Origin of the sequence: Novosphingobium profundi, assembly GCF_018491765.1 — a bacterium.
GTDB lineage: Bacteria > Pseudomonadota > Alphaproteobacteria > Sphingomonadales > Sphingomonadaceae > Novosphingobium > Novosphingobium profundi.
Genome location: NZ_JABWCU010000007.1, coordinates 197,271 through 219,404 on the forward strand (window position 1 = coordinate 197,271; position 22,134 = coordinate 219,404).

The window sequence follows — 22,134 nt, forward strand, 5'->3', positions numbered from 1 at the left end:
AAGCCTAGCGGGAAATCCGGAGCGTAGCGCCCGAACCCGAAACCTGCCAGCCCTGCCCGCGAAGCGCTCCGGCCAGACGGTCCGAACCGCCGCGCACCGAGACGCGCATCACCGACGTGCCGCCGATGGCGAGGCTGACCGTCGCCGCGCCTTCGACACCGGGCACGCCGCGCACGGCGGCGAGCGCCGCGTCGACTGCGCCTGCATCGGGCGTCACGAACTGGACGCTCACCGTCTCGAGCGGAACGCCGCTGACGTCCTCGGCCGGGATCGTGGGGGCAGGCGCGACGGGCTGGACCTCGACCGGCGCAGGCTGCACGCCCCCACCCGACACCAGCTTGTCGCGCAATTGCGCGAAGGCCCGGTCGAGCTCGACGTTACCGCCCGTCAGGGTCGAATCGGGCGAAAGCTGCCCCGACGCCAGCGCCTGGCGATAGAGCCCATCAATACGCTCGACCGCCTGCTCCATCATCTCTGGCAGTGCCTGCTCGGACGAGGCCTGGAGGCTGAAACCGCCCAGGTACGTGTTGTCGGGCCCGAAGCGCGCGGTAAAAGTGCCCTTGATCGGACCACCGGGCCACTGCCGCTCGAGCCGCGCCATCGGCATGAGCACGTCCGAGGCATGGAACTGGCTGAGCACGGTACGCCACCACAGGCGGCTGCGCCGTCCGGGCTGGCCCGCGGTCAGAATCAGCGATTCGCCGCCCGAACCCGAGGGACGCACGTAGTCGACCGGGCTTGCCGAGGCCTGGTATTCGGCCCAGGCGCGCTGCCAGGGGCCGCGCACCTCGAAGACCTGCTGCACCCCGCCCGAAAACAGGACGGGCACCACCAGCATCGGCGCCGAGCGCGGAATTCCGCCGCCTCCGCCCACGTACTGGCTCGATTTCGCCTTGTCGAAGATCACGCCCAGCGTCGCGATGTAGCGGCGCGGACCGACCTGCTCCTTCTCGATCACGACCGAGGAGACCATCGCGTCGATCGATTCGGTGGGCATGTCGGGCCCGCCGAGCTTCTTCCAGGCGAGCTTTTCCGCGTCCTTCCAGCCCTGCAGGCGCGCTTCGGCGCCGTTCTTGCCGGTCACGTCGACCTTGATACCGTCAACCTGGATGTCGGCCGAATTGGCGAGCGGGGCGATCCCGCGATCCCCCTCGACTTGCGCGACAAGGCTCGAAATCCCGAGCCCGGCGAGGCCGGCCACGGCGCTGCCGGCCAGCACATAACCGAGCGTTTTGCGCGAGATGAAGCCCGCGCCCTTGCGGTCGGGCCGCGGTGACAAGGAGGAAAAAGATAGCGTCATGTTCAAAACCGTGGGCCTTTTGCCCAAACGGGAATGGAAATCCAAGCCACAAAGCATTATGCGGCCGCAATGTCCGACGATAACTCTCAGAAGAGCTACTCCTACGAGCAGGCCGGTGTGTCGATCGCCGCCGGCAACGCGCTCGTCAAAGCCATCGCCCCCATGGCGCGCGCCACCGCGCGTCCGGGCGCCGACGCCGACCTGGGCGGCTTCGGCGGTTTCTTCGACCCCAAGGCGGCCGGGTACAAGGACCCGCTGCTGGTCGCGGCCAACGATGGCGTGGGCACCAAGGTCAAGCTTGCGATCGATCACGACCGCCACGACCAGATCGGCACCGACCTCGTCGCGATGTGCGTGAACGACCTGATCGTCCAGGGCGCCGAGCCCCTCTTCTTCCTTGACTACTTCGCCACCGGAAAGCTCGAGAATGGAGTCGCCGAGCGCGTCGTCGCCAGTATCGCCGAAGGTTGCAAGATCGCGGGCTGCGCGCTCATCGGCGGCGAGACCGCCGAGATGCCGGGCATGTACGGCGAAGGCGACTATGATCTTGCCGGCTTCTGCGTGGGCGCGGTCGAACGCGGCGAACAGCTGACCGGCGAAAAGGTCCAGGAAGGCGACGTCCTCCTCGGCCTTGCCTCCTCGGGCGTGCATTCGAACGGCTACTCGCTGGTGCGCCGTCTCGCCGCCGACAAGGGCTGGAAGCTCGACCGCCCCGCCCTGTTCGACCAGGAAACCCTGCTGATCGACGCACTGATCGCGCCGACGCGCATCTACGTGAAGAGCCTGCTGCCGTTCGTCCGACAGGGCCGCATCCACGCGCTCGCGCACATCACCGGCGGTGGCCTGCTCGAGAACATTCCGCGCGTCCTGCCCAAGGGCCTGCACGCGCGCATCGACGCCGACGCCTGGCCCCAGCCGCGCCTGATGGCGTTCCTCCAGGCCCAGGGCAACATCGAGCCGGGCGAAATGGCGCGCACCTTCAACTGCGGCATCGGCATGGTGCTGGCCGTCAGTGCCGACGAGGCCGCCTCGCTCAAGGCCGACCTCGAGGCCGCCGGCGAGAGCGTCTTCGTCATCGGCGCGATCGAGGCAGGCGAAAAGGGCTGCACCGTCCAAGGTTCGGCCGAGGCCTGGTCCGCGCGCGAAGCGTGGCAGGCCGTGCACATTGGCTGACACCGTGGCGACGTCCGGGGTGTCCGAAGCGGGCCGGAGCAAGGCGAAAGTCGCCGTGCTCGTTTCGGGCAGCGGGACCAACATGGCCGCCCTGCTCTACGCCAGCCGCGCCGAGGATTGCCCCTACGAGATCGTCCTCGTCGCCTCGAACGACCCCGAGGCCAAGGGCCTGAAGCTCGCCGCCGCCGAGGGCGTGGCGACTTTCGGCCATTCGCACAAGGGCATGAAGCGCGCCGAACACGACGCACTGATGGACGAGGCGATTCGTGCCAGCGGCGCGCAGTGGGTCGCGCTTGCCGGCTACATGCGCATCCTCACCCCCGGTTTCGTCGCCGGCTGGCAGGGGCGCATGGTCAACATCCATCCCTCGCTGCTGCCCAAGTACACCGGGCTCCACACGCACGAGCGCGCGCTCGAGGCGGGTGACAGCCATGGCGGCGTCACCGTCCACCTCGTCACCGCCGAGCTCGACGAGGGTCCGATCCTGGGCCAGACGCCGGTCGCCATCGTCCCCGGCGACACCCCCGACACGCTGGCCGCGCGGGTGCTCATCGCCGAGCACCAGCTCTATTCACGCTGCCTTGCCAAGCTCGTCGCGCGCGAGAGCGATCCCGCCTGGCTGCTCGCCCGGATCGAGGAACTGGTCGCGAACCTGCCCGAAGTCGAAGCGCGCCCCTCGCACGGTTCGCCCGGCTGGCGCGTAGGCGGCAAGTACTTCGCCCATTTCAACGACCAGCACCACGGCACGCCCCATATCGCGGTCCTGGTGCGCACGACCGGGCTCGACGAGATCGAGAACCTCGTCGAACGCGACCCCGAGACCTATTTCAAGCCTGCCTACTATGGCGCCTCGGGCTGGGTCGGGGTCATTCTCAATCGCCCCGGCGTGGACTGGGACAGCGTGCGCGAATGGCTCGAGCGCAGCTGGCAGAGCGTGGCGCCCAAGCGCCTCACCCGATTGATGGTCGCCGCCCGGGACTTCTGATCCCGGCGCGGAGCGCCGGCTCTTCGCGGACTTTTCGTAGCGCGCCCCCGCCTCTCAAGGCAACTTCGGCGCGTCCGGACCGCTTGCGATGACGGTTTGCACTGCAACCTCGTGCGCCGGATCGCGCTCGGGCGCGGCCAGATGCGAGAACGCGAACGATACCAGGAACGAGGCGAAGGACACGCAAAGGAACGTCTTGAAGTGCATGGCGGTTCGTTTCCCCCGCAATGGGCCGGATGGTTTCCGCAATATTTCCCACGATACGCGAATGAACACGTAGTGAAAACTTGTTAATCCCCCCTACCGATCGCACCCCGACACGAAAAAAGGGACGACCTTTCGGGCCGTCCCTTTTTCAATTCGCGTGATTCGCAAGTGGCCTTGCCGGCCCCTTGCGCGAATCAGCCAACGATTTCTTCGGGCTTGAAGAAGTAAGCGATCTCGATCGCCGCGTTCTCGTCCGAGTCCGAACCGTGCGCCGAGTTGGCTTCGATCGATTCGGCAAAGGTCTTGCGGATGGTGCCTTCGGCGGCGTCGGCCGGGTTGGTGGCGCCCATCACGTCACGGTTGGCCTTGACGGCGTCTTCGCCCTCGAGAACCTGCACGACCACGGGGCCCGAGATCATGAACGAGACGAGATCGCCGAAGAAGGGACGCTCGGCGTGGACGGCGTAGAAGCCTTCGGCCTGTTCCTTGGTCATCTGGATGCGCTTCGAAGCGACGACGCGAAGGCCGGCTTCCTCGAGCATCTTGGTGATGGCGCCGGTCAGGTTGCGACGGGTGGCGTCGGGCTTGATGATCGAGAACGTGCGGGTAACCGCCATGGGATTTGTCCTTGATAAGTGGAAAGCGGGAAACTGTTGCGCGCGCCCCTAGCTTGCTTCGCGAAAGACCGCAAGCGCGAGTGGCCAAGGCCGGCGATTGCCAATCCGGCGAAAGCGCCTAGGCTCGCACCCCATGCCTTCTTTCCTGTGCGCCGACCGCCCCCATCGCCTCCGCCGCCTCGCCCTCATCGGCCTTGCCACGCTGCTGTGCGCGGCATCACCCGTTCCTCCCGTCGCAGCCCCCTCGTTCGCGCCGTGGATCGACGGCACCGCGCCCGACGAACCGGACATGCAGGTCCAGGCCATTGATGGCGATACCTATGTTCTTCGCCAGTCTGTCCGCACCAACTTCGAAGCGCCCTTTCTTTACCTGATCTTCGGGTCGAAGCGCGCCCTTCTCATCGACACCGGCGCGGGCGGGTTGCAGATCCGCCCCACGATCGAGCGGGTGATCGCCGATTGGCGCGCACGCCACGGCGGCCGCGCGATCGAACTGGTCGTGGCCCATTCGCACGGGCACGGCGATCACCACGCCGGCGACGCCGAGTTCGCCGGAAGGCCGAACACGCACGTCGTGGGGCTGTCGGCGGCCGACGTCGCCCACTTCTTCGGCGTCGAGCCGTGGCCCGAGGACATCGCCCCGTTCGACCTTGGCGGACGCACGCTCCAGATCCTCGCCACTCCGGGCCACGAGGACGCCCACATCATGGTCTATGATCCCGTAACGCAGCTGCTGTTTTCGGGCGACATGCTCTACCCCGGCCGGCTCTATGTGCCCCGCGACAAGTTCGCCGACTTTCGGGCAAGCGCCGAGCGCCTCACCGCCTTTGCCCATACCCACCCGATCCGCGCCCTGCTCGGCGCCCACATCGAGATGACGCGCACTGCGGGCAAGGACTACCCGATGCGCGCGGCGAGGCACCCGGACGAACATGGCCTTGCGCTCGCCCCTTCGGTAATCGACGAGTTGGCCAAGGCCCTCGAGACCGCGCCCACGCCGCCGGTGATCGACCGGCACGCCGATTTCATCGTATATCCGCTGGAGCCGCGCCCGAAGGCGCCGTAAATCAGGCTTCGCCCGCGAGTTCGTCGTCGCCGCAGCGCGAGCCCGAACGCAGCACGTCGCGCCGGGCCTGACCTTCGAGGAGGTTCGAGGGGAAGTCGGGCGAAAGGCTGCGCTCGAGCTTGCGGCACAAGTTGGCGTGTTCGAGCAGTGCGCTCGCGATGTCGCGCAGCCAGCCTTCGTGCAGCGCCATCTCGCCCGAGAGCAGGCGACTGACGGTCCGTTCCGAACAGCTGAGCGTGCGCGCCACCGCGCGCGGCCCGCCCAGCGCATCGACGGCGCGGGCAAACAGGCTGAGCTGTTCCTGGGGTGTCATGAAACCGGAGCCCTCTTCACAAGCCGCACGCGGGCCGATGGGCCGGTGCGATGATCCTCGCGGCTGTGCTGGGACGGACCGGTGTTGTCAATGCGCCGGGCCGCAGCTTCGCCCCGCCATCCCCGGCGTAGCGTCGCGCCTTGGCGGAGGCGCCCTATTCCGAGGCCTTCTTGGCCCAGCGCCCGTCTTCCTGCGCCCAGTATTCCTTGGTTACGCCTTCGCGCCCGCGCAGATCCTTCCAGACTTGGCGGGCCTCCTGCAGGGTCGCGTCGTCGAAAAGGTAGAACACGCGCTCGAAACGGGCCTCGCTTTCGCGCCAGTGGCCATCGGCCAGGAACAGGAAGCGCGCGCCGTTGACCGGCTCGACCTCGCCCGAAAGCAGGATCGGCTGGCGATCGGGATGGGGCTCGCTGGCCTCGCCATTGGCGAGGAAGCTGTGCGGCGAAAGCGTCCACAGCCCGCGCGCGATCTCCGCGCGCTGCGTGTCCTCGCCCGAGACGACGAGGACACGTTCGCCCGCCTCCAGCGACTTCTTCGCCAGAAGCGGGACCACGCCGTGGGCGGGGTCGCGGCTGAGCTGGTAGAACATCACGCGCACAGCCGCGGCCCCCTCCCGGTTCTCAGCCTTCCGCGGTGTCGCGGATGAAGCGATCGAGCAGGCGCACGCCGTAGCCGGTCGCGCCCTTGCCCCAGGTCGCGCCGGGCTTGTCGGCCCAGACCATGCCCGCAATGTCGAGGTGCGCCCAGGGGCGGCCCTTGTCGACGAAGCGCTGGAGGAACTGCGCCGCCGTGATCGAACCACCGAAACGGGGGCCGACGTTCTTCATGTCGGCGATCGCACTTTCGATCAGCTTGTCGTAGGTCGGGCCCATCGGCATGCGCCACAGCTTATCGCCGGTGGCGAGGCCGGCCGCAGTGAGATCCGCCGAAAGCTCGTCGTCGTTCGAGAAGAGACCGGCGTATTCCTGGCCCAGCGAAATCATGATTGCGCCGGTCAGCGTGGCGAGGTCCATGATCCGGACCGGGTCATAGGTCTGCTGCGCGTACGTCAGCACGTCGCACATCACGAGGCGGCCTTCGGCGTCGGTGTTGATCACCTCGACGGTCTGGCCCGACATCGTCGTGACCACGTCACCGGGGCGCTGCGCATTGCCGTCGGGCATGTTCTCGACGAGGCCGCACAGGCCGATCACGTTGGCCTTGGCCTTGCGCCGGGCGAGCGCGAGCATGGTGCCTGCCACCGCGCCGGCGCCGCCCATGTCCCACTTCATGTCTTCCATGCCGCCGGGCTGCTTGAGGCTGATGCCGCCGGTGTCGAACGTGACGCCCTTGCCGACGAAGGCCACCGGCTTCTCGCCTTCGGTGCCGCCCAGCCATTCCATCACGAGCAGGCGCGCGGGCTTGACCGAACCTTGCGCGACGCCGAGCAGCGCGCCCATGCCGAGCTCGGCCATTTCCGCGTCATCAAGCACGCGCAGGACGAGGCCGGTGCCTTCCATGCGCGCCTTGCAGCGCTCGACGAAGCTTTCGGGGTAGATCGTGTTGGCGGGCTCGGTCACCAGCTCGCGGGTGAAGGCGACGCCCTCGGCCACGGCCTGTTCGACCGCCCAGAGCGCTTCGGTGCCTTCGGGGGCGCCGACGAGGTCGATGGTGGTGAGCGTCGGCTTCTGCTCGGGCGTGAGCGTCGTGCGGTAGGCATCCCAGCGCCACGAGCGCAGCACGCCGCCGGTGAGCGTCGCCACGGCCTCTTCCTTGGTGAAACCGCTGCCGGTGAGATCGAAGGCCACCGCCTCCTCGCCCGATGTCAGGAACTTGCCGAGGACCGCCGCGGCCGCGCGCTCGATCGCCGCGCCGCGATCGCTCGCGTCCGCGCCGCCGAGCCCCGCCAGCACCACGCGCGCCGTCTTGCCGCCGCGTTCGACGAAGCCGTCGAAGAGCTGCCCCGGCTTGCCCGTGAAGCGCGAAAGCTTCGCGCCCTCGGCCAGGATCGGCTCGAGGTCGGCCGGGACAGCGTCCTGGTTGACGAAACGGACGACGAGGCGCGCGCCGGAAGGGGTAGCCGCGTCAAGAAACTGGATCTTCATGAATTCTCCTGAACTCGCATCGGTCGCGTAGCAAAGCGCATCAGCCGATCCGCATGGATCGACCAGGCTGTGCGCTTCACCGCAAGCATGGATTGCAGTTAGGCACAGGCAGTGCGATAGGCAAGCCATGCTCCCTGCCGCATCGTACCCGCTGCAAGCCCTGTCCCGCCGCTTGCAACCTGTTTCGCTGAACGCCCTCGCCCTTGTTCTGGGCACCGGCGCGGCGGCCGCTTTCGCCCCGTCCACGGCCTTGGCGCAGGCGCTCTCGCGCCCCGCCGAGCAAGCGCCGATCACGCAGGCCCCGCCCAAACCGGCGCCCGAGACCGCCGATGCCGTGCCGATCGCCTTCGAGGCCGATACTGTGGAATACGCCGAAAAGGGCGATACCGTCACCGCCTCGGGCAATGTCGTGCTGCGCCGCGAGGGGCAATCGGTGCGCGCTGATTCGGTCACCTGGAACCGTGAGACCGGCAAGATCGAGGCCACCGGTGACGTGCGCATGGTGGACGAGCGCGGGAACCAGCTCTTCACCGACAGCGTCGAGCTGACCGACGAGCTGAAGTCGGGCATGCTCGAGAATCTCCTGCTGGTCCTGCGCGAAGGCGGCCGTCTTGCCGCCAAGGATGGCGAGCGCCTGGGCAACGGCGACGTCATCCTCAACCACGCGGCCTATACCGGCTGCTCGGTCGTCGCCAGCGATGGGTGCCCCAAGGAGCCGACCTGGAAGGTCGTCGCCAAGACGGTGACGTATTCCGAGGCGGAGCAGCGCGTCCGCTTCAGCGATGCGCGCCTCCAGCTTTTCGGGGCCGTCCAGATCCCGCTGCTGGGTCTCACCATCAGCACCGACGGCGACGCGGTGTCGGGCTTCCTCATTCCGGACTTGCGCTCCTCGCCCTCGAACGGGATCGAGGTGGCGGTCCCCTATTACTGGAAGATCGACAAGAACCGCGATCTCACCGGCACGCTGCACACGTTCACCGAGGCCGCGCCGATGGCCTCGATGGAATACCGCGCGCTGACCGACCACGGCGCCTACCAGATCACCGGCTACGCCACCTCGAGCACGCGCATCCCGATCTCGGGATCGAACACCACCGATCCGGCCGGACAGGACGCCTTTCGCGGCTACATCTTCGCCAACGGCAAGTTCCAGCTCGACGACAACTGGAGCGTGACGGCCTCGATCCGTCGCGCCACCGACCGCACGTTCCTGCGCCGCTACGACGTCAGCCGCGACGACCGCCTGCGCTCGATGATCGACGTCGAGCGTATCGACCAGGACAGCTACCTCTCGATCGCCGGCTACGCGACGCAGACCATGCTTTCCTCGCGCGACCAGGGGCAGATCCCCATCGCCCTGCCGGCCGTCGACTACCGCCACCGCTTCGACGACCCCATCCTGGGCGGCACGATCACCACCCAGGCGAACGCCCTCGCACTCACCCGCACCGACGGGCAGGATACCCAGCGCGCCTTCACCAGTGCGCAGTGGTCACGCCGCCTGATCACCGGCATGGGCCAGACGGTGACTTTCACCGGCCTCGCGCGGGGCGACATCTACCATTCCAACGAGAACGAGGCGACCCAGATCCTGCCCTATCGCGGCGAGGCCGGCTGGCAGAGCCGCGCCTATGCCCTGGCCGCGGTCGACGTGGAATGGCCGCTCGTCGGGACGATTTTCGGAGGCAACCAGGTCTTCACGCCGCGCGTCCAGTTCGTCGCCTCGCCCGACGTGAAGAATTTCGCGATCCCCAACGAGGATTCGCGTGCGGTCGAACTGGAAACCAGCAACCTCTTCGCGCTCAACCGCTTCCCCGGCTACGACCGGATCGAGGACGGCACACGCGTCACCTACGGCCTCGACTGGAGCTTCGAGCGCCCGCGCTGGCGGATCGCCACGCAGATCGGACAGAGCATTCGCTTCTCTGGCGACCAGTTCGACACGTACGACGGTAGTGGCCTGAGCGGCACCATCTCGGACATCGTGGGCCGCACCGAGGTGCGTTACCGCGACTTCGTGAAAGTCATCCACCGCTACCGGCTCGACAAGGACAACCTCGCGATCCGGCGCAACGAATTCGACGCCGTCGTCGGCAACAGCGGCACTTACGCCGAGATCGGCTACACCAAGCTCAACCGCAACTTTGCCTCGACAACGCTGGCCGACGGCACCGAGACGGGCGTCGCCGACGACCTGCTCGACCGCGAGGAAGTGCGCGCTGCGGGCCGCGTGGCCTTCGCGCAGCACTGGTCGCTGTTCGGCTCGGCGGTGATCAACCTCACCAACAGCGACGACGACGACACCTCGGGCTCGAACGGCTTCCAACCGCTGCGCACCCGCATCGGCGCCGCCTACGAGGACGACTGCCTGCAGATCTCGCTGACCTGGCGCCGCGACTACACCTCGAACGGCGACGCCCAGAAGGGCAACTCCTTCGCCATCCGCTTCAGCCTGAAGAACATCGGGGTGCACTAGGGCGACGCCGGACGTTGGCAGCCGTCCACAAAGCCGCTATCGGGTGGGCTCGTTTTCAGTTAAGCCGCGCCGCGACAGGTTTCGTTAAGCCGTCCAGCGGCATGGACCTACTTTCGATGCGTGCCTCGCGTGCGCAGCAGTTTCCCGCTTTGGGCGGGTCCGGCGCGAAGCCGGAAGAATACGGGATTGAGATCACGGTGGTAGCAGTCAATCGCAGCAGGTTCTTCAAGCGCACTCTTTCGGGTTTCGCCTCGCTGGCGGTGCTCGCCGGCGCGCTGGGCACCGGCGTGGCCCACGCCCAATCCTCCGCGCAGGGCGCGATCGTCATCCCCGATGACGTGAAGATCTTCGGCAACGACAATCCCAACGTCCGCAAGGCGACCGCCGTGGTCAACGGCGACGTGATCACCGGCACCGACGTCGACCAGCGCCTCGCGCTGATCCTCGCGGCCAACCAGAACAAGCTTTCCGACGAGGAAACCAAGCGCCTGCGCCTCCAGGTGCTGCGCAACCTCATCGACGAAACGCTTCAGATCCAGGAAGCCAAGGCCAACGAGGTCGACGTCAGCCAGGCCGAGGTCGACCAGTCCTATGGCCGGGTCGCCTCGCAGAACTTCAACCAGAACACCGGCGCGATGGATGCCTACCTCAAGCGCATCGGTTCCTCGCCCGAATCGCTCAAGCGCCAGATCCGTGGCGAACTGTCCTGGCAGCGCCTGCTCCAGCGCAACATCGCCCCCTTCATCAACGTCTCCGAAGACGAAGTGAACGAGACGATCCAGCGCCTCAAGGCCTCCAAGGGCACCGAGGAATACCGGATCGGCGAAATCTACCTCGCCGCCCCCTCCGAAGCGCGCGAGCAGGTTTACAACAACGCCTCGCAGATCGTGAAGCAGATCAAGGAAGGCGGCAGCTTCGTCGCCTACGCCCGCCAGTACTCGCAGGCCTCGACGGCTGCGGTGGGCGGCGACCTGGGCTGGATTCGCCTTGCCCAGCTCCCCGACGAACTCGCCGAAGTCGCCCGCTCGATGCAGCCGGGCCAGCTCGTGGGTCCGGTCGAAGTCCCCGGCGGCTTCGACATCCTCTACCTGATCGACAAGCGCCAGGTCCTCACCGCCGATCCGCGCGACGCGGTCCTCGCGCTCAAGCAGATCTCGCTCAACTTCCCCAAGGGCGTATCCGAGGCGCAGGCCAACAAGCTCGCCGAGGACTTCTCCAAGACGATCAAGACCGCCAAGGGCTGCGGCGACGTCGACAAGGTGGCCGCCACCATCGGCGCCCAGGTCGTCACCAACGACCAGGTCAAGGCCCGCGACCTGCCCGCGCAGATCCAGAACGCGATCCTGCAGCTTTCGCCGGGCGAAACCCTGCCCCCGTTCGGCTCGGTCGACGAGGGCGTGCGCATGCTCATGCTGTGCGGCCGCGACGATCCGCAGGTGGAAAGCGGCCCCAACTTCGACCAGCTGATGGCGCAGATGGAAGACGAGCGCATCAACAAGCGCGCGCAGCTCTACTTGCGTGACCTTCGCCGCGATGCCGTCATCGAATACAACTGACCCGGGCGCGGACCGCTGAGCCGATGGCGGGCGTCCTTTCAACAGCCCAGGCCGCCCCGATCGCCGTTTCGCTCGGCGATCCGGCCGGGGTGGCTCCCGAACTGATCGCCGAGGCCTGGACCCGGCGCAAGGAGGCGGGGCTTGCCCCCTTCTTCGTCGTGGGCGGCGCGCTCGCGCTCGGCATGGCGGCGGCGTCCCGCGGGCTTTCGCTGCCTGTTCGCCAGATCGAGCGCGCAGGCGAGGCGTCGGACGTCTTCGACGAAGCGCTTCCCGTTCTCGGCGATGCAGACTGCGCGCCCGAATTCGGCGTGCCCGACGAATCCGGCGCGCGCCTCGCGCTTCATTCGCTGCGCGAGGCGACCGATCTCGCCCGCACCGGGAGCGCGGGCGCCGTTGTCACCGGCCCGATCGCCAAGGCCCGTCTCGCGACAGTCGGCTTCACCCAGCCCGGCCAGACCGAATTCCTCGCCGACGCCTGCGGTCTCGCGCACGAGAGCGCGGTGATGATGCTGGCCGGCCCCTCGCTGCGCACGGTTCCGCTCACCGTCCACGAGCCGCTTGCGAGGGTCCCGGGGCTCGTCACCGCCGAGTTGATCCTGGCCAAGACGCGCATCGTTGCCCGCGCGCTGGCGCGCGATTTCGGCTTGTCCGCCCCGCGCATCGCGATCACCGGGCTCAATCCCCACGCCGGCGAGGACGGACGCATGGGCCGTGAGGAAATCGAGGTCATTGCCCCGGCCATCGCCCGCCTCCAGGCCGAGGGGTTCCACGTCAGCGGCCCGCACCCGGCCGATGCCCTGTTCGCCGCGCACGAGCGCGACGGCTACGACGTCGCCTTGTGCATGTACCACGACCAGGCACTGATCCCGATCAAGACGCTCGATTTCGACGCCGGCGTCAACGTCACGCTGGGGCTGCCGATCGTGCGCACCTCGCCGGACCACGGCACCGCCTTCGGCATTGCCGGAAAGAACCGGGCGAGCGCGGGCGCGATGATCGCCGCGCTGCGCATGGCCGGTGATTGCGCCGCACGGCGCGCCGCCCCCCTGCCCAACGAAAGTCCTGCATGAGCGCCCCGCTTCCTCCCTTGCGCGAAGTCATTGCCCGCCACGGCCTTTCGGCCTCGAAGGCGCTCGGTCAGAATTTCCTGTTCGACGAACAGCTTCTGGACCGGATTGCGGCCATTCCCGGCTCGCTGGACGGCGCGAAGGTGCTCGAGGTCGGCCCCGGCCCCGGCGGCCTCACCCGCGCCCTGCTGCGCGCCGGAGCCGAAGTGACCGCGATCGAGATGGACCGGCGCTGCCTGCCCGCGCTGGCCGAAGTCGAGCAGGCCTTTCCCGGCAAATTGAAGGTCATCGAGGGCGACGCGATGAAGATCGATCCCGCCTCGCTGTTCGATGGGCCCTACCACATCGTCGCCAACCTGCCTTACAACGTGGGCACGGCGCTGTTCACGGGTTGGCTTTCGGGCGAGACCTGGCCCCCGCAGTGGCGCTCGCTGACGCTGATGTTCCAGGAGGAAGTGGCACGCCGCATCGTTGCCGAAGCGGGAACCTCGGCTTATGGGCGCCTTGCCGTGCTTGCCCAGTGGCGCGCAAAGGCGAAACTGGCGCTCAAAGTCCATCGCAGCGCCTTCACCCCGCCACCCAAGGTCATGTCCGCGATCGTCCACGTCGTGCCCGGCGAGGCGCCGGAGGGTGTTTCCATGCGCGTCCTCGAGCGCGTGACCGAGGCCGCCTTCGGCCAGCGCCGCAAGATGCTGCGCCAGAGCCTCAAGGGCGTACCCGGCGCGCTGGACGCGCTCGAGAAGCTCGGGATCGATTCCCAGCGCCGTGCCGAAACGCTCAGCGTTAGTGAATTCGTGGCGATCGGCGCCGCTCTGTCCTAATCGAGCGGCGCCGCGTAACGCGCGACCGGAGCGCCGTGTCGCGCTTCGAGTGCCGCTGATCCGAGACGGGCCAGCACGAAGCCCGCACTGGCAAGCGCCGCCGCCAGCACGAAGGCGTTGAGTATGCGTCGCGAAGGCGTCACGTCGCTCGTCAGCGTGCGCAGCAGCCCTGCAGGGCCCCGATAGGTGTCCGCGACATGCGCCATCGCGACACGCCGGACCGGCACCACGCGCCCCGCCTGCAGACCGGCCACGTCGATCGGCTCGTCCAAGGCGATGCCGCAACGCCCGGCACCCCGCCAACGCACCTGACCGCGCAGGCATACCCCCCCGACGATCAGTTGCACGCGCATGCCTCTGCGTGGAGGATCGGCGACGAGCGCCAACACGCCGCGCGAGGAGGCATTGGCAAGAATCGCGTCCTGACGGTCGGTACCGAACGCCATCTCGGCCTCCACCGCGATGACCGTGCGCGCTTCCTGCCTTTGCTTGTGGATCATCATCGATCAGTCTTCCAGGCGGATTGTCCATCCTCTCTATCGGCACAGTGTCTTATCGATTGCGCCCTTGGACAGTTAATTTACCGCAAGTGCGAAATGCGACAACCCCTAGGGATTTTACGTAGCCTGGACGCAAAGCGGGCCCCGCTCCTCTCCGAAGCGGGGCCCGTGCCTGATACGATCGCACTCGCCGTGCGACGCCCTGCCGTCAGCCGACGAGAACCAGCGATTTCTTCCTCAGGCGCCAGGCGTGCAACAACGGCTCGGTGTAACCGCTGGGTTGCTCGACGCCCTTGAAGACCAGGTCGCAGGCGGCGCGAAACGCGAGGCTGGTCTCCCAGTTGCCCGCCATCGGCTCATAGCGCGGATCGTCCGCGTTCTGGGCATCGACCTTGGCTGCCATGCGCTCCAGTGAATCGCGCACCTGCTCCTTCGTGCAGACCCCGTGCAGCAGCCAGTTGGCCATGTGCTGGCTGGAAATACGCAGCGTCGCCCGGTCTTCCATCAGTCCGACGTCGTCGATGTCGGGGACCTTCGAACACCCGACACCCTGGTCGATCCAGCGCACGACATAGCCGAGCAGCCCTTGCGCGTTGTTGTCGAGCTCTTCCCGGATCTCCTCGGCCGACCAGTCGGCGCCTTGGGCAAGCGGGATCTGGAGCAATTGGTCGAGCCCCGGGATCGGCTCGGCCGCGACTGCCTCGCGCAGCGCGAAGACGCCGACCTGATGGTAGTGCATCGCGTGCAGCGTGGCCGCCGTCGGCGAAGGAACCCAGGCGGTGTTCGCCCCGGTCCGCGGGTGACCGATCTTCTGCGCCAGCATGTCGCGCATCCTGTCGGGCGCGGCCCACATGCCCTTACCGATCTGCGCCAGGCCCGATAGTCCATGCTTCAGGCCAATCGCGACGTTGCGCTTTTCGTAGGCTGCAATCCAGGTCGAGCCCTTGATCTGCGCCTTGCGGATCATAGGTCCGGCGCGCATCGAGGTGTGGATCTCGTCGCCGGTGCGATCAAGGAAGCCGGTGTTGATGAAGACGATGCGGTTCTTCACGGCCTCGATGCAGGCGCCGAGATTGGCCGAGGTACGGCGCTCCTCGTCCATGACGCCAACCTTGATGGTGTGCCGCGCGAGCCCCAGCAGGTCCTCGACCGCATCGAACAGATCGTCGGTGAAGGCGCATTCGGCGGGGCCGTGCATCTTGGGCTTGACGATGTAGATCGAACCGCTGGCGCTGTTGCCGTACTTGGTCAGCCCGCGCACGTCCTGCGTCGAGATCGCGCTGGTGACGACCGCATCGAGAATGCCTTCGGGGATTTCGCCGCCGTCCTCGAGCAGGATCGCCGGGCTGGTCATGAGATGGCCGACATTGCGCACGAACAGCAGCGAGCGCCCCGAGAATTCCTTGCGCTCGCCCGTCGGCGTGATCACCTCGCGGTTGCCTGCCAGTGCGCGGGTGAGCGTCTTGCCTCCCTTCTCGAAAGTCTCGGACAAGTCGCCACGAATGACGCCCAACCAGTTGGCGTAGGCCGCAACCTTGTCCTGGGCATCCACCGCCGCGACCGAATCCTCGAGGTCGACGATGGTGGTCAGCGCCGCCTCGAGAACGATGTCCGACAGGCCGATCGCATCCGATCGGCCGACCGGGCTCGCGGTGTCGAAAACCAGCTCGATGGCAAGGCCATTGTGGACGAAGACGAGCCCCTTGGTTGTGGTCCCGAGGAATTGCGCCGGGTCGGCCAGGTCGATCGCGGCGCGATCCTCCAGTTCGGCCCAGGAACCCGAGGCCAGCGGCAGCGCCTCATCGAGGAAAGCCCGTCCCGCCGCGACGACCGCCCGGCCGCGTTCGGGATCGTATCCCGGCCCCTTGGCGGGCGGCGCATCGAGCGCATCGGTACCGTAGAACGCGTCGTAAAGGCTGCCCCAGCGCGCGTTCGCGGCGTTGAGCAGGAAGCGCGCGTTGAGCACGGGGACGACCAGCTGCGGGCCTGCCATCGTCGCGATCTCGGGATCGACATTGGCCGTCGCAATGGCGAAATCGCCGGGCTCGGGGACGAGATAGCCGATCGCGCCGAGAAACGCCTGGTATTCGGCCTGGTCGAATGGCTTTCCGGCCCGCGCCACGTGCCAGGCATCGATTTGTGCCTGAAGATCGTCGCGCGTATCAAGCAGCGCGCGGTTGCGCGGGGCGAACCGGTTCACCAACGCGGCAAAGCCCGCCCAGAAGGCATCTGTGCCCAGGCCGATCGGGGGAATAACCTCGTTCTCGATGAAGCGCGCAAGGGCCTGGTCAACCTGGAGGCCGCAGCGCTCGATCCTGTTCGTCATAAAACCTCACACCATAATGCACGTCAGGCGCGACTCTGGCGCGGCGTGCTTGAAACATTACCATGAATGTCCTGGGGAGGATTGCGGCCCTATGCCGCATTTCGGAGCGAAAGGCAAGCATCGGGAAAGCGCAAGCGCGAAACGTCTCATCCGAAAGGGTGTAGCCTCGCCTTACAGCGATTGTCGGAAAGGCTTACAAGCAACGAAGGGTTAGCCATCAAAACCGGCCGGAACCTGCGATTGGCATGATCGTTGCTCATGACGGAGGCGTCTAAGAGGATGGAAATGCTTCGGAAAGTCTCTCGCCTGTTCGTCATCAAGACCCATTGGGAAGCGTACATGATCATTTACGCTCTTGCGACGGGTGCGGCCGAACGCGGCAACCTTTATCTCGCGCAGTACCCGGGGTTTGGCGGCAAGCTGCTCTACCTCGCCTGCACGGGTGCAGTGTTCATGGCGGGCGCCAAGATTCTCGACTGCATCAAGTACGAGAAAGCCGCAAGGGCCGCCGCCGCGCCTTCGTCGAACGCCGCCGAAGCCTATGCCAACGCTCCCGGCTCCACGGCTCGGGAAGCCGCTTGAGGCACGCGTGCGGGGCGACGCGCCAAGCTCGATCACGATAAAGGAAGGTGGGGTGATTCTGTTGACAGGCTCACCCCGGGCCCCTGGAATCCGCTTCTGTTGCCCGGTGGGTCCAACCGCGCTTTAGCTTTGTAACTTCAGGGCGTTAGCCCCTAGAATTACGCGGCGAGAGCGAGTGCTTCGTTGTCGTTGGCACTTGTGAGTTTTGAGCCTTTAACGGGTTACTCAGCCCGGACGAAAACATCGCTTTTCAACACACGTCGATCCTAGTTCGGCCCCGTCAACACCCCTGCGACAACAGGGTGTCCCACATGCCCTTGCAGGCCTGCGGGACGGGTGATGGTGGAGCCGCCGGGTACCGCCCCCGGGTCCGCTGCATCTATTGCACGACACAATTTATCGTCATAGTCGGCCGGAGCCGACAGTGCCCATATAGGGCCTTTGTTCTGAATGTGAAGTGAGCGCGTTACGCCGCCGGGGGAGCTTTCCCCGACTTGCGCAGCTCCTCGAGGATTTCGCGCAAGGTATCGAGCTGCGGATCGGTGGGAACGGCGGGGGCTGCCGCGGTTTCCACGGCCTGCTTCTTCTTGGCTTCCATTTCGTCGATCACCTTGTTCACCGAGCGCAGCAGCATGAACAGGATGAAGGCGATGATGAGGAAGTTGATGATCTGCGTGATGAACATGCCATAGCCGATCATCGCCACGCCCGCCGCCTTGAGCGCGGCGTAGTCGGTGGGGCTCCCGGTGTAGTCGGCGGGAATGTCGCTCAGGCGAATGAAATACTGGGTGAAATCGAGATCGCCGATCATCCAGCCGATGATCGGCATGATGACGTTCTCGTTAAGCGCGGTGACGATCTTGCCGAAGGCGGCACCGATGATCACGCCGACCGCGAGATCGAGCACGTTGCCGCGCGCGATGAACTTCTTGAATTCGTCGAATAGTGTCATGCTGTTGCCTCTGTCAGACGCGTGAATGCCGGGGACATTCTTTCATAACGAACCCTCGTCGGACGGCAACGCACTTTGGTCGGGGGAAGTTGCCGCCCCGGTTGATCGGCGCAGGCGCATCGCTATCTATAGCCGGCAATGGAGGCGCGGCGGCATGGGCCCGCCGCGCAGTGGAGAATTCGCCCGATGACCCTGTCGAACGTGGCCCGCAAGGGGCGCATGCTGTTCGTGGCGCTCGCCGCGCTGTCGCTGGCCGCCTGCGGCTTCAATTCGGTACCCACCAAGCAGGAAGCCGCCAAGGCCAAGTGGGCCGACGTGGAAGCCGCGTTCCAGGAACGCGCCAACCTCGTGCCCAACCTCGCCGCCGTCGCCAAGGGCGCGGCCGAGCAGGAAAAGGCAATCCTGACTGGCGTCACCGAGGCGCGCGCCAAGGCCACCTCGATCCAGATCAGCGGGGACGACCTCAGCGATCCGGCCAAGATGGAGGCCTTCTCGCAGGCGCAGGGCCAGCTTTCGGCGGGCCTCGGGCGCCTGATGGCAAGCTTCGAGGCCTATCCCGACATCAAGTCGAACGAGAATTACCGGATGCTCCAGAGCCAGCTCGAGGGCCAGGAAAACCGCATCCGCATCGCGATCCGCGACTACAATGCCTCGGTCCAGGTCTACAACACCGAGGTACGTACTTTCCCCTCGATGATCGGCGCCAAGTTGCGCGGGGCTGACGAGATGGTGCCCTACAAGGCGACCACCCCCAACGCCGAAGTGGCGCCGTCCCTCGAAGGCAAGCTGTAAGGCAAGTGAACCGCATCCGCGCGTTTCTCGGCCTCCTGGCCCTCCTGCTGTGCGCCCTGCTTATCCCGCAGGGCGCATCGGCGGCCCCGCAGTTTCCCAAGCTGACGGGGCGCGTGGTCGATGATGCGCAGATCATTCCCGAGGCCGAGGAGGCCCAGCTCACGCAGCAACTGGCCGCGCTCGAAAAGCAGTCCGGTCGCCAGCTGGTGGTGGTCACCCTCCCCAGCCTCCAGGGCTACGAGATTTCCGACTATGGCTACCAGCTCGGCCGCGCCTGGGGCATCGGGCAGAAGGGCAGCAACAACGGCGCCCTGCTCATCGTCGCGCCCAACGAACGCAAGGTGCGGATCGAGGCGGGCTACGGGCTCGAGCCGATCCTGACCGACGGCATGAGCCGGCTCATCATCGACGAGGACATCCTGCCCGCTTTCAAGGCCGGCAACATGCCCCAGGGCATCGCGGCCGGAACGGCGGCCATCGCCAAACTCATCACGCTCCCCCCCGAAGAGGCGAAGAAACTGGCCGCGCAGGCTGACCAGCAGGCCTCCGAAGGCGGCAGCGGGATCGGCGCGGGCACCGTCTTCTTCATCCTCATCATCCTGTTCTTCGTCGTTGCACCGATGATCAACGAGGCGCGCTCCGGGCGCGGACGGATGCGCCGCTCGCGCGGGCCCGGCTTCATCTGGATCCCCGGCGGCGGCTGGGGCGATGACGACGACCACTGGGGTGGCGGCGGTGGCTGGGGCGGCGGAGGCGGCTTTGGCGGAGGCGGTGGCTTCTCGGGCGGCGGCGGCAGCTTCGGCGGCGGCGGCGCGAGTGGAAGCTGGTAGGAGACAGACATGATGAAACCGGCTCCTTCCTATCTCTCCCCCGAAGACCACGCGAAGATAAGCGAGGCCGTTGCCAGGGCCGAGCTGCAAAGCGCGGGCGAGATCGTCACCATTCTTGCCGACCGCTCGGACGGCTACACCGACGTCTCGCTCACCTGGAGCGCGGGCGTCGCTCTCCTGACCCTCGCCGCGCTGACCGCCTTTCCCGAATTCTACATGGGCCTCTACGACAAGGCGCTGGCCGACTGGGGGCACGAATGGACGCCGCGCGCGATCATCGGCCTTGCCGCTGGCGTCGCGGCGCTGAAATTCGCAGGCGCCTACCTCCTGCAGCTCTGGACCCCGCTCAAGTTCGCGGTGATCCCGGGTGCGGTGAAGACCGCCCGCGTCCACGAACGCGCGGTGCGCGCCTTCCGCATCGGCGCCGAGAGCCGCACCGTGGGGCGCACCGGCGTGCTCGTCTACCTCTCGATGCGCGAACACCGCGCCGAGATCGTCGCCGACCAGGCGATCGCCGCCAAGGTCGATCCGCAAGTCTGGGGCGATGCCATGGCCGCCCTCCTCGCCCACGTGCGCGAAGGCCGCGTGGCTGAGGGCATGTGCGCGGCGGTGGAGCAGGTCGGCGCGATCGTCGCCCCCCACTTCCCCCGCGCCGACGACGACATCAACGAACTACCCGACAGGCTGATCGAAGTATGACCCTTCCCCCCGATGCCCTCGCGCCCGAACAGATCATGTGGGAGGGCAAGTTCATCACCGCCAAGACGCGGGGCCGCTGGGAATTCGTCGGCCGTGCGCGCGGCATTCGCGCCGCGGTGATCCTTGCTGTCGACGCAGAGGACCACGTGATCCTCGTCGACCAGTACCGGGTGCCGCTGGGCACACGTTGCCTCGAGCTTCCCGCAGGTCTCGTCGGTGACGAGGCTGGTAGCGAGGGCGAGGACGCCGCGAATGCGGCCGCGCGCGAGCTTGAGGAAGAGACCGGTTACCGCGCGGGTACGATGGAACACGTCGGCGAGTTCCACTCTTCGCCCGGCATGGTCAGCGAAAGCTTCACGCTGTTTCGGGCACGCGATCTCGTCAAGATCGGCGACGGCGGCGGCGTCGACGAGGAGAACATCCTGGTCCACCGCGTGCCGCTTTCCGGGCTCGCCGAGGCCATCGCCGATTTCAGGGCCAAAGGCTACGCGATGGACGTGAAGCTGCTCGCCCTGCTTGGCCCTTCTCTGCTGGCCTGAACCCTTGCGCACGCGCCCGGGCATCTGCCAGCGCAAGCAGCGCTTCGCCACGGAGGCCGAAGCGCTGGCCGTCGCGCAAAAGGCCCCCTTCCCCTTGCGTCCCTACCGCTGCGAACTGTGCGGTATGGTCCACCTCACCGGGCGGACCAAGGGGATGAAGCTGCCCGCCTTCGAAATCGAACGGCGCCGGGCAGCCAGGGCCGCGCGCGAAGCCAAGTCCTGAGAGCCCAGCCGCCCCCCGAGCCCAACGCCCGAGCCGCATCGCCAGGATGCCGGGCGGGAAATGCCCCGATCACAGGGTGGTGAGGATTGCCCCGAAGTCCTTTGCGCCGCCACCGGACTCGACGAAAGCCTCGTAGATGGCCCGGGCATGCTCGCCCATCGGCACATTGGCACCAGCACCGGCGGCCCCTCCCATTGCGAGATTGAGGTCCTTGAGCATGAGCGCGGCCGCAAAGCCGCCCGCGTAACCGTTGTCGGCCGGGCTTGCCGCACCGACGCCTGCCATCGGCGTATAATCGTTGAGCGACCAGCAATAGCCGGTCGAGCGGGAGGATATCTCGTAGAAGGTCTGCGGATCGAGCCCCGCCTTCTGCGCAAGCTTGAGCGCCTCGCACGTGCCGATCATGTGGATCGCGAGCAGCATGTTGTTGCACATCTTGGCGATCTGTCCCGCCCCGCTCGCGCCGGCCCGAATGACCGCCTTGGCCATCGGCTCGAGCACCGGCGCGGCGCGCGCGAAGGCCTCGTCCGTCCCGCCGACCATGAAAGTCAGCGTGCCCGCCGCCGCCGCCGCGATGCCGCCCGAGACCGGCGCGTCGACCATGAAATAGCCGGCCGCGTGCGCCTGCGAGGTCACCCCCCGTGCGGTCTCGAGGTCGATCGTCGAACAATCGACGAGGATCGCGCCCGAGGGAGCCTTGCCGATTACCTCCTGCGTATAAAGCGTTCGCACGATCTGCCCGTTTGGCAGCATCGAGATAACCGCATCCGCCCCAGCGATCGCCTCGGCCACGCTCGAGCACGGCGTGCAACCCTGCTCTTGCGCACGCACGAGCGCTTCCTGCGAAAGATCGAACGCGCGCACGGCATGGCCCGCCTTCACGAGATTCGCGGCCATGCCGCCACCCATGTTGCCAAGGCCGATGAAGGCGATGTTCATGGCATTACTCTCCCGATCGTTGAGGGAGCGGCCTTTGCGACCGTCTCCCGCTGACAACACCCCCTCGTCCCTTAGGAAGCGGGGGAA

General features: G+C 66.9%; 23 protein-coding genes and 1 other RNA gene. 13 read left to right on the plus strand and 11 right to left on the minus strand.

Annotated elements, in window-relative coordinates; genetic code table 11:
- Positions 1–4 precede the first annotated feature (4 nt).
- Entirely contained in the window at positions 5–1,300 is a 1,296-nt protein-coding gene (locus HT136_RS09320; RefSeq protein WP_214199484.1) for a heavy-metal-associated domain-containing protein, read from the minus strand.
- A 69-nt stretch (positions 1,301–1,369) separates the two neighbouring features.
- Between HT136_RS09320 and purM the strand changes: the two genes are divergently transcribed.
- On the plus strand, positions 1,370–2,473 hold the full coding sequence (gene purM, locus HT136_RS09325; protein WP_214199485.1) for a phosphoribosylformylglycinamidine cyclo-ligase: 1,104 nt from the start codon (positions 1,370–1,372) through the stop codon (positions 2,471–2,473).
- The gene (gene purN, locus HT136_RS09330) at positions 2,466–3,458 is read left to right on the plus strand and encodes a phosphoribosylglycinamide formyltransferase (RefSeq protein ID WP_281423391.1); all 993 of its coding nucleotides are present in this window, start codon (positions 2,466–2,468) and stop codon (positions 3,456–3,458) included. The genes purM and purN overlap by 8 nt, the downstream gene beginning before the upstream one ends.
- A gap of 54 nt (positions 3,459–3,512) precedes the next feature.
- On the opposite strand, the gene HT136_RS09335 is transcribed toward purN, so the two are convergent.
- On the minus strand, positions 3,513–3,665 hold the full coding sequence (locus tag HT136_RS09335; RefSeq protein ID WP_214199486.1) for a hypothetical protein: 153 nt from the start codon (positions 3,663–3,665) through the stop codon (positions 3,513–3,515).
- Positions 3,666–3,859: 194 nt separating this feature from the next.
- Complete coding sequence (gene ndk / locus HT136_RS09340) at positions 3,860–4,282, minus strand: nucleoside-diphosphate kinase (protein WP_214199487.1); 423 nt, start codon at positions 4,280–4,282, stop codon at positions 3,860–3,862.
- 133 nt (positions 4,283–4,415) lie between these two features.
- Between ndk and HT136_RS09345 the strand changes: the two genes are divergently transcribed.
- A complete protein-coding gene (locus HT136_RS09345) occupies positions 4,416–5,348 on the plus strand; it encodes an MBL fold metallo-hydrolase (protein WP_214199488.1) in 933 nt (310 codons plus the stop codon).
- 1 nt (position 5,349) lies between these two features.
- Here HT136_RS09345 and HT136_RS09350 read toward each other — a convergent pair whose 3' ends face one another.
- From HT136_RS09350 to HT136_RS09360, 3 genes are all read right to left on the minus strand, one after another.
- The gene (locus HT136_RS09350; protein ID WP_214199489.1) at positions 5,350–5,661 is read right to left on the minus strand and encodes a hypothetical protein; all 312 of its coding nucleotides are present in this window, start codon (positions 5,659–5,661) and stop codon (positions 5,350–5,352) included.
- Positions 5,662–5,815: 154 nt separating this feature from the next.
- Entirely contained in the window at positions 5,816–6,250 is a 435-nt protein-coding gene (locus HT136_RS09355) for a DNA polymerase III subunit chi (protein WP_246543548.1), read from the minus strand.
- Positions 6,251–6,281: 31 nt separating this feature from the next.
- Positions 6,282–7,745, minus strand: coding sequence for a leucyl aminopeptidase (locus tag HT136_RS09360; protein ID WP_214199491.1), 1,464 nt, complete (start codon positions 7,743–7,745; stop codon positions 6,282–6,284).
- Positions 7,746–7,872: 127 nt separating this feature from the next.
- Here HT136_RS09360 and HT136_RS09365 point away from each other — a divergent pair, with 127 nt between their 5' ends.
- From HT136_RS09365 to rsmA, 4 genes are all read left to right on the plus strand, one after another.
- Positions 7,873–10,221 (plus strand): LPS-assembly protein LptD, encoded by a 2,349-nt coding sequence (locus HT136_RS09365; protein ID WP_214199492.1) that lies wholly within the window; start codon positions 7,873–7,875, stop codon positions 10,219–10,221.
- A 197-nt stretch (positions 10,222–10,418) separates the two neighbouring features.
- Positions 10,419–11,777, plus strand: coding sequence for a peptidylprolyl isomerase (locus HT136_RS09370; protein WP_214199493.1), 1,359 nt, complete (start codon positions 10,419–10,421; stop codon positions 11,775–11,777).
- 23 nt (positions 11,778–11,800) lie between these two features.
- The gene (gene pdxA, locus HT136_RS09375) at positions 11,801–12,847 is read left to right on the plus strand and encodes a 4-hydroxythreonine-4-phosphate dehydrogenase PdxA (protein ID WP_214199494.1); all 1,047 of its coding nucleotides are present in this window, start codon (positions 11,801–11,803) and stop codon (positions 12,845–12,847) included.
- Positions 12,844–13,665 (plus strand): 16S rRNA (adenine(1518)-N(6)/adenine(1519)-N(6))-dimethyltransferase RsmA, encoded by an 822-nt coding sequence (gene rsmA / locus HT136_RS09380; RefSeq protein ID WP_214199495.1) that lies wholly within the window; start codon positions 12,844–12,846, stop codon positions 13,663–13,665. Before pdxA ends, rsmA begins: the two co-directional genes overlap by 4 nt.
- Here rsmA and HT136_RS09385 read toward each other — a convergent pair.
- Positions 13,662–14,168 (minus strand): hypothetical protein, encoded by a 507-nt coding sequence (locus HT136_RS09385; protein ID WP_214199496.1) that lies wholly within the window; start codon positions 14,166–14,168, stop codon positions 13,662–13,664. The genes rsmA and HT136_RS09385 overlap by 4 nt on opposite strands.
- Positions 14,169–14,373: 205 nt before the next feature.
- Positions 14,374–16,491 (minus strand): malate synthase G, encoded by a 2,118-nt coding sequence (locus HT136_RS09390; protein ID WP_214199497.1) that lies wholly within the window; start codon positions 16,489–16,491, stop codon positions 14,374–14,376.
- A gap of 285 nt (positions 16,492–16,776) precedes the next feature.
- On the opposite strand from HT136_RS09390, the gene HT136_RS09395 reads away from it, so the two are divergent.
- The gene (locus tag HT136_RS09395; RefSeq protein WP_246543503.1) at positions 16,777–17,073 is read left to right on the plus strand and encodes a hypothetical protein; all 297 of its coding nucleotides are present in this window, start codon (positions 16,777–16,779) and stop codon (positions 17,071–17,073) included.
- Positions 17,074–17,158: 85 nt separating this feature from the next.
- On the opposite strand, the gene ssrA is transcribed toward HT136_RS09395, so the two are convergent.
- Positions 17,159–17,534: a transfer-messenger RNA gene (gene ssrA / locus HT136_RS09400) on the minus strand.
- A 5-nt stretch (positions 17,535–17,539) separates the two neighbouring features.
- Positions 17,540–18,025, minus strand: a complete 486-nt coding sequence (gene mscL / locus HT136_RS09405) for a large conductance mechanosensitive channel protein MscL (protein ID WP_214199498.1) — start codon at positions 18,023–18,025, stop codon at positions 17,540–17,542.
- A 186-nt stretch (positions 18,026–18,211) separates the two neighbouring features.
- Between mscL and HT136_RS09410 the strand changes: the two genes are divergently transcribed.
- Genes HT136_RS09410 through HT136_RS09430 form a run of 5 tightly spaced genes read left to right on the plus strand, consistent with a single transcriptional unit; the run spans position 18,212 to position 21,108 of the window.
- A complete protein-coding gene (locus HT136_RS09410; RefSeq protein ID WP_214199499.1) occupies positions 18,212–18,817 on the plus strand; it encodes a LemA family protein in 606 nt (201 codons plus the stop codon).
- Positions 18,818–18,822: 5 nt separating this feature from the next.
- Positions 18,823–19,647, plus strand: coding sequence for a TPM domain-containing protein (locus tag HT136_RS09415; RefSeq protein WP_214199500.1), 825 nt, complete (start codon positions 18,823–18,825; stop codon positions 19,645–19,647).
- 9 nt (positions 19,648–19,656) lie between these two features.
- Positions 19,657–20,346 carry a TPM domain-containing protein gene (locus tag HT136_RS09420; protein ID WP_246543507.1) on the plus strand — a complete coding sequence of 230 codons (690 nt, stop codon included), beginning with the start codon at positions 19,657–19,659 and terminating at the stop codon, positions 20,344–20,346.
- The gene (locus tag HT136_RS09425; protein WP_214199501.1) at positions 20,343–20,885 is read left to right on the plus strand and encodes an NUDIX hydrolase; all 543 of its coding nucleotides are present in this window, start codon (positions 20,343–20,345) and stop codon (positions 20,883–20,885) included. Before HT136_RS09420 ends, HT136_RS09425 begins: the two co-directional genes overlap by 4 nt.
- Before the next feature lie 4 nt (positions 20,886–20,889).
- Positions 20,890–21,108: a hypothetical protein gene (locus HT136_RS09430; protein WP_214199502.1), complete on the plus strand. Its 219-nt coding sequence runs from the start codon at positions 20,890–20,892 to the stop codon at positions 21,106–21,108.
- A gap of 69 nt (positions 21,109–21,177) precedes the next feature.
- Here HT136_RS09430 and mmsB read toward each other — a convergent pair whose 3' ends face one another.
- A complete protein-coding gene (gene mmsB, locus HT136_RS09435; protein WP_281423392.1) occupies positions 21,178–22,104 on the minus strand; it encodes a 3-hydroxyisobutyrate dehydrogenase in 927 nt (308 codons plus the stop codon).
- Positions 22,105–22,134: the final 30 nt, after the last annotated feature.

What these genes read in the sequence shown, in the direction of transcription:
- HT136_RS09320 (WP_214199484.1), bottom strand. Translation starts at nt 1,300, where the DNA reads ATGACGCTATCTTTTTCCTCCTTGTCACCGCGGCCCGACCGCAAGGGC.
- purM (WP_214199485.1), top strand. Translation starts at nt 1,370, where the DNA reads ATGTCCGACGATAACTCTCAGAAGAGCTACTCCTACGAGCAGGCCGGT.
- HT136_RS09335 (WP_214199486.1), bottom strand. Translation starts at nt 3,665, where the DNA reads ATGCACTTCAAGACGTTCCTTTGCGTGTCCTTCGCCTCGTTCCTGGTA.
- ndk (WP_214199487.1), bottom strand. Translation starts at nt 4,282, where the DNA reads ATGGCGGTTACCCGCACGTTCTCGATCATCAAGCCCGACGCCACCCGT.
- HT136_RS09345 (WP_214199488.1), top strand. Translation starts at nt 4,416, where the DNA reads ATGCCTTCTTTCCTGTGCGCCGACCGCCCCCATCGCCTCCGCCGCCTC.
- HT136_RS09350 (WP_214199489.1), bottom strand. Translation starts at nt 5,661, where the DNA reads ATGACACCCCAGGAACAGCTCAGCCTGTTTGCCCGCGCCGTCGATGCG.
- HT136_RS09355 (WP_246543548.1), bottom strand. Translation starts at nt 6,250, where the DNA reads ATGTTCTACCAGCTCAGCCGCGACCCCGCCCACGGCGTGGTCCCGCTT.
- HT136_RS09360 (WP_214199491.1), bottom strand. Translation starts at nt 7,745, where the DNA reads ATGAAGATCCAGTTTCTTGACGCGGCTACCCCTTCCGGCGCGCGCCTC.
- HT136_RS09365 (WP_214199492.1), top strand. Translation starts at nt 7,873, where the DNA reads ATGCTCCCTGCCGCATCGTACCCGCTGCAAGCCCTGTCCCGCCGCTTG.
- pdxA (WP_214199494.1), top strand. Translation starts at nt 11,801, where the DNA reads ATGGCGGGCGTCCTTTCAACAGCCCAGGCCGCCCCGATCGCCGTTTCG.
- rsmA (WP_214199495.1), top strand. Translation starts at nt 12,844, where the DNA reads ATGAGCGCCCCGCTTCCTCCCTTGCGCGAAGTCATTGCCCGCCACGGC.
- HT136_RS09385 (WP_214199496.1), bottom strand. Translation starts at nt 14,168, where the DNA reads ATGATGATCCACAAGCAAAGGCAGGAAGCGCGCACGGTCATCGCGGTG.
- HT136_RS09390 (WP_214199497.1), bottom strand. Translation starts at nt 16,491, where the DNA reads ATGACGAACAGGATCGAGCGCTGCGGCCTCCAGGTTGACCAGGCCCTT.
- HT136_RS09395 (WP_246543503.1), top strand. Translation starts at nt 16,777, where the DNA reads ATGCTTCGGAAAGTCTCTCGCCTGTTCGTCATCAAGACCCATTGGGAA.
- mscL (WP_214199498.1), bottom strand. Translation starts at nt 18,025, where the DNA reads ATGACACTATTCGACGAATTCAAGAAGTTCATCGCGCGCGGCAACGTG.
- HT136_RS09410 (WP_214199499.1), top strand. Translation starts at nt 18,212, where the DNA reads ATGACCCTGTCGAACGTGGCCCGCAAGGGGCGCATGCTGTTCGTGGCG.
- HT136_RS09420 (WP_246543507.1), top strand. Translation starts at nt 19,657, where the DNA reads ATGATGAAACCGGCTCCTTCCTATCTCTCCCCCGAAGACCACGCGAAG.
- HT136_RS09425 (WP_214199501.1), top strand. Translation starts at nt 20,343, where the DNA reads ATGACCCTTCCCCCCGATGCCCTCGCGCCCGAACAGATCATGTGGGAG.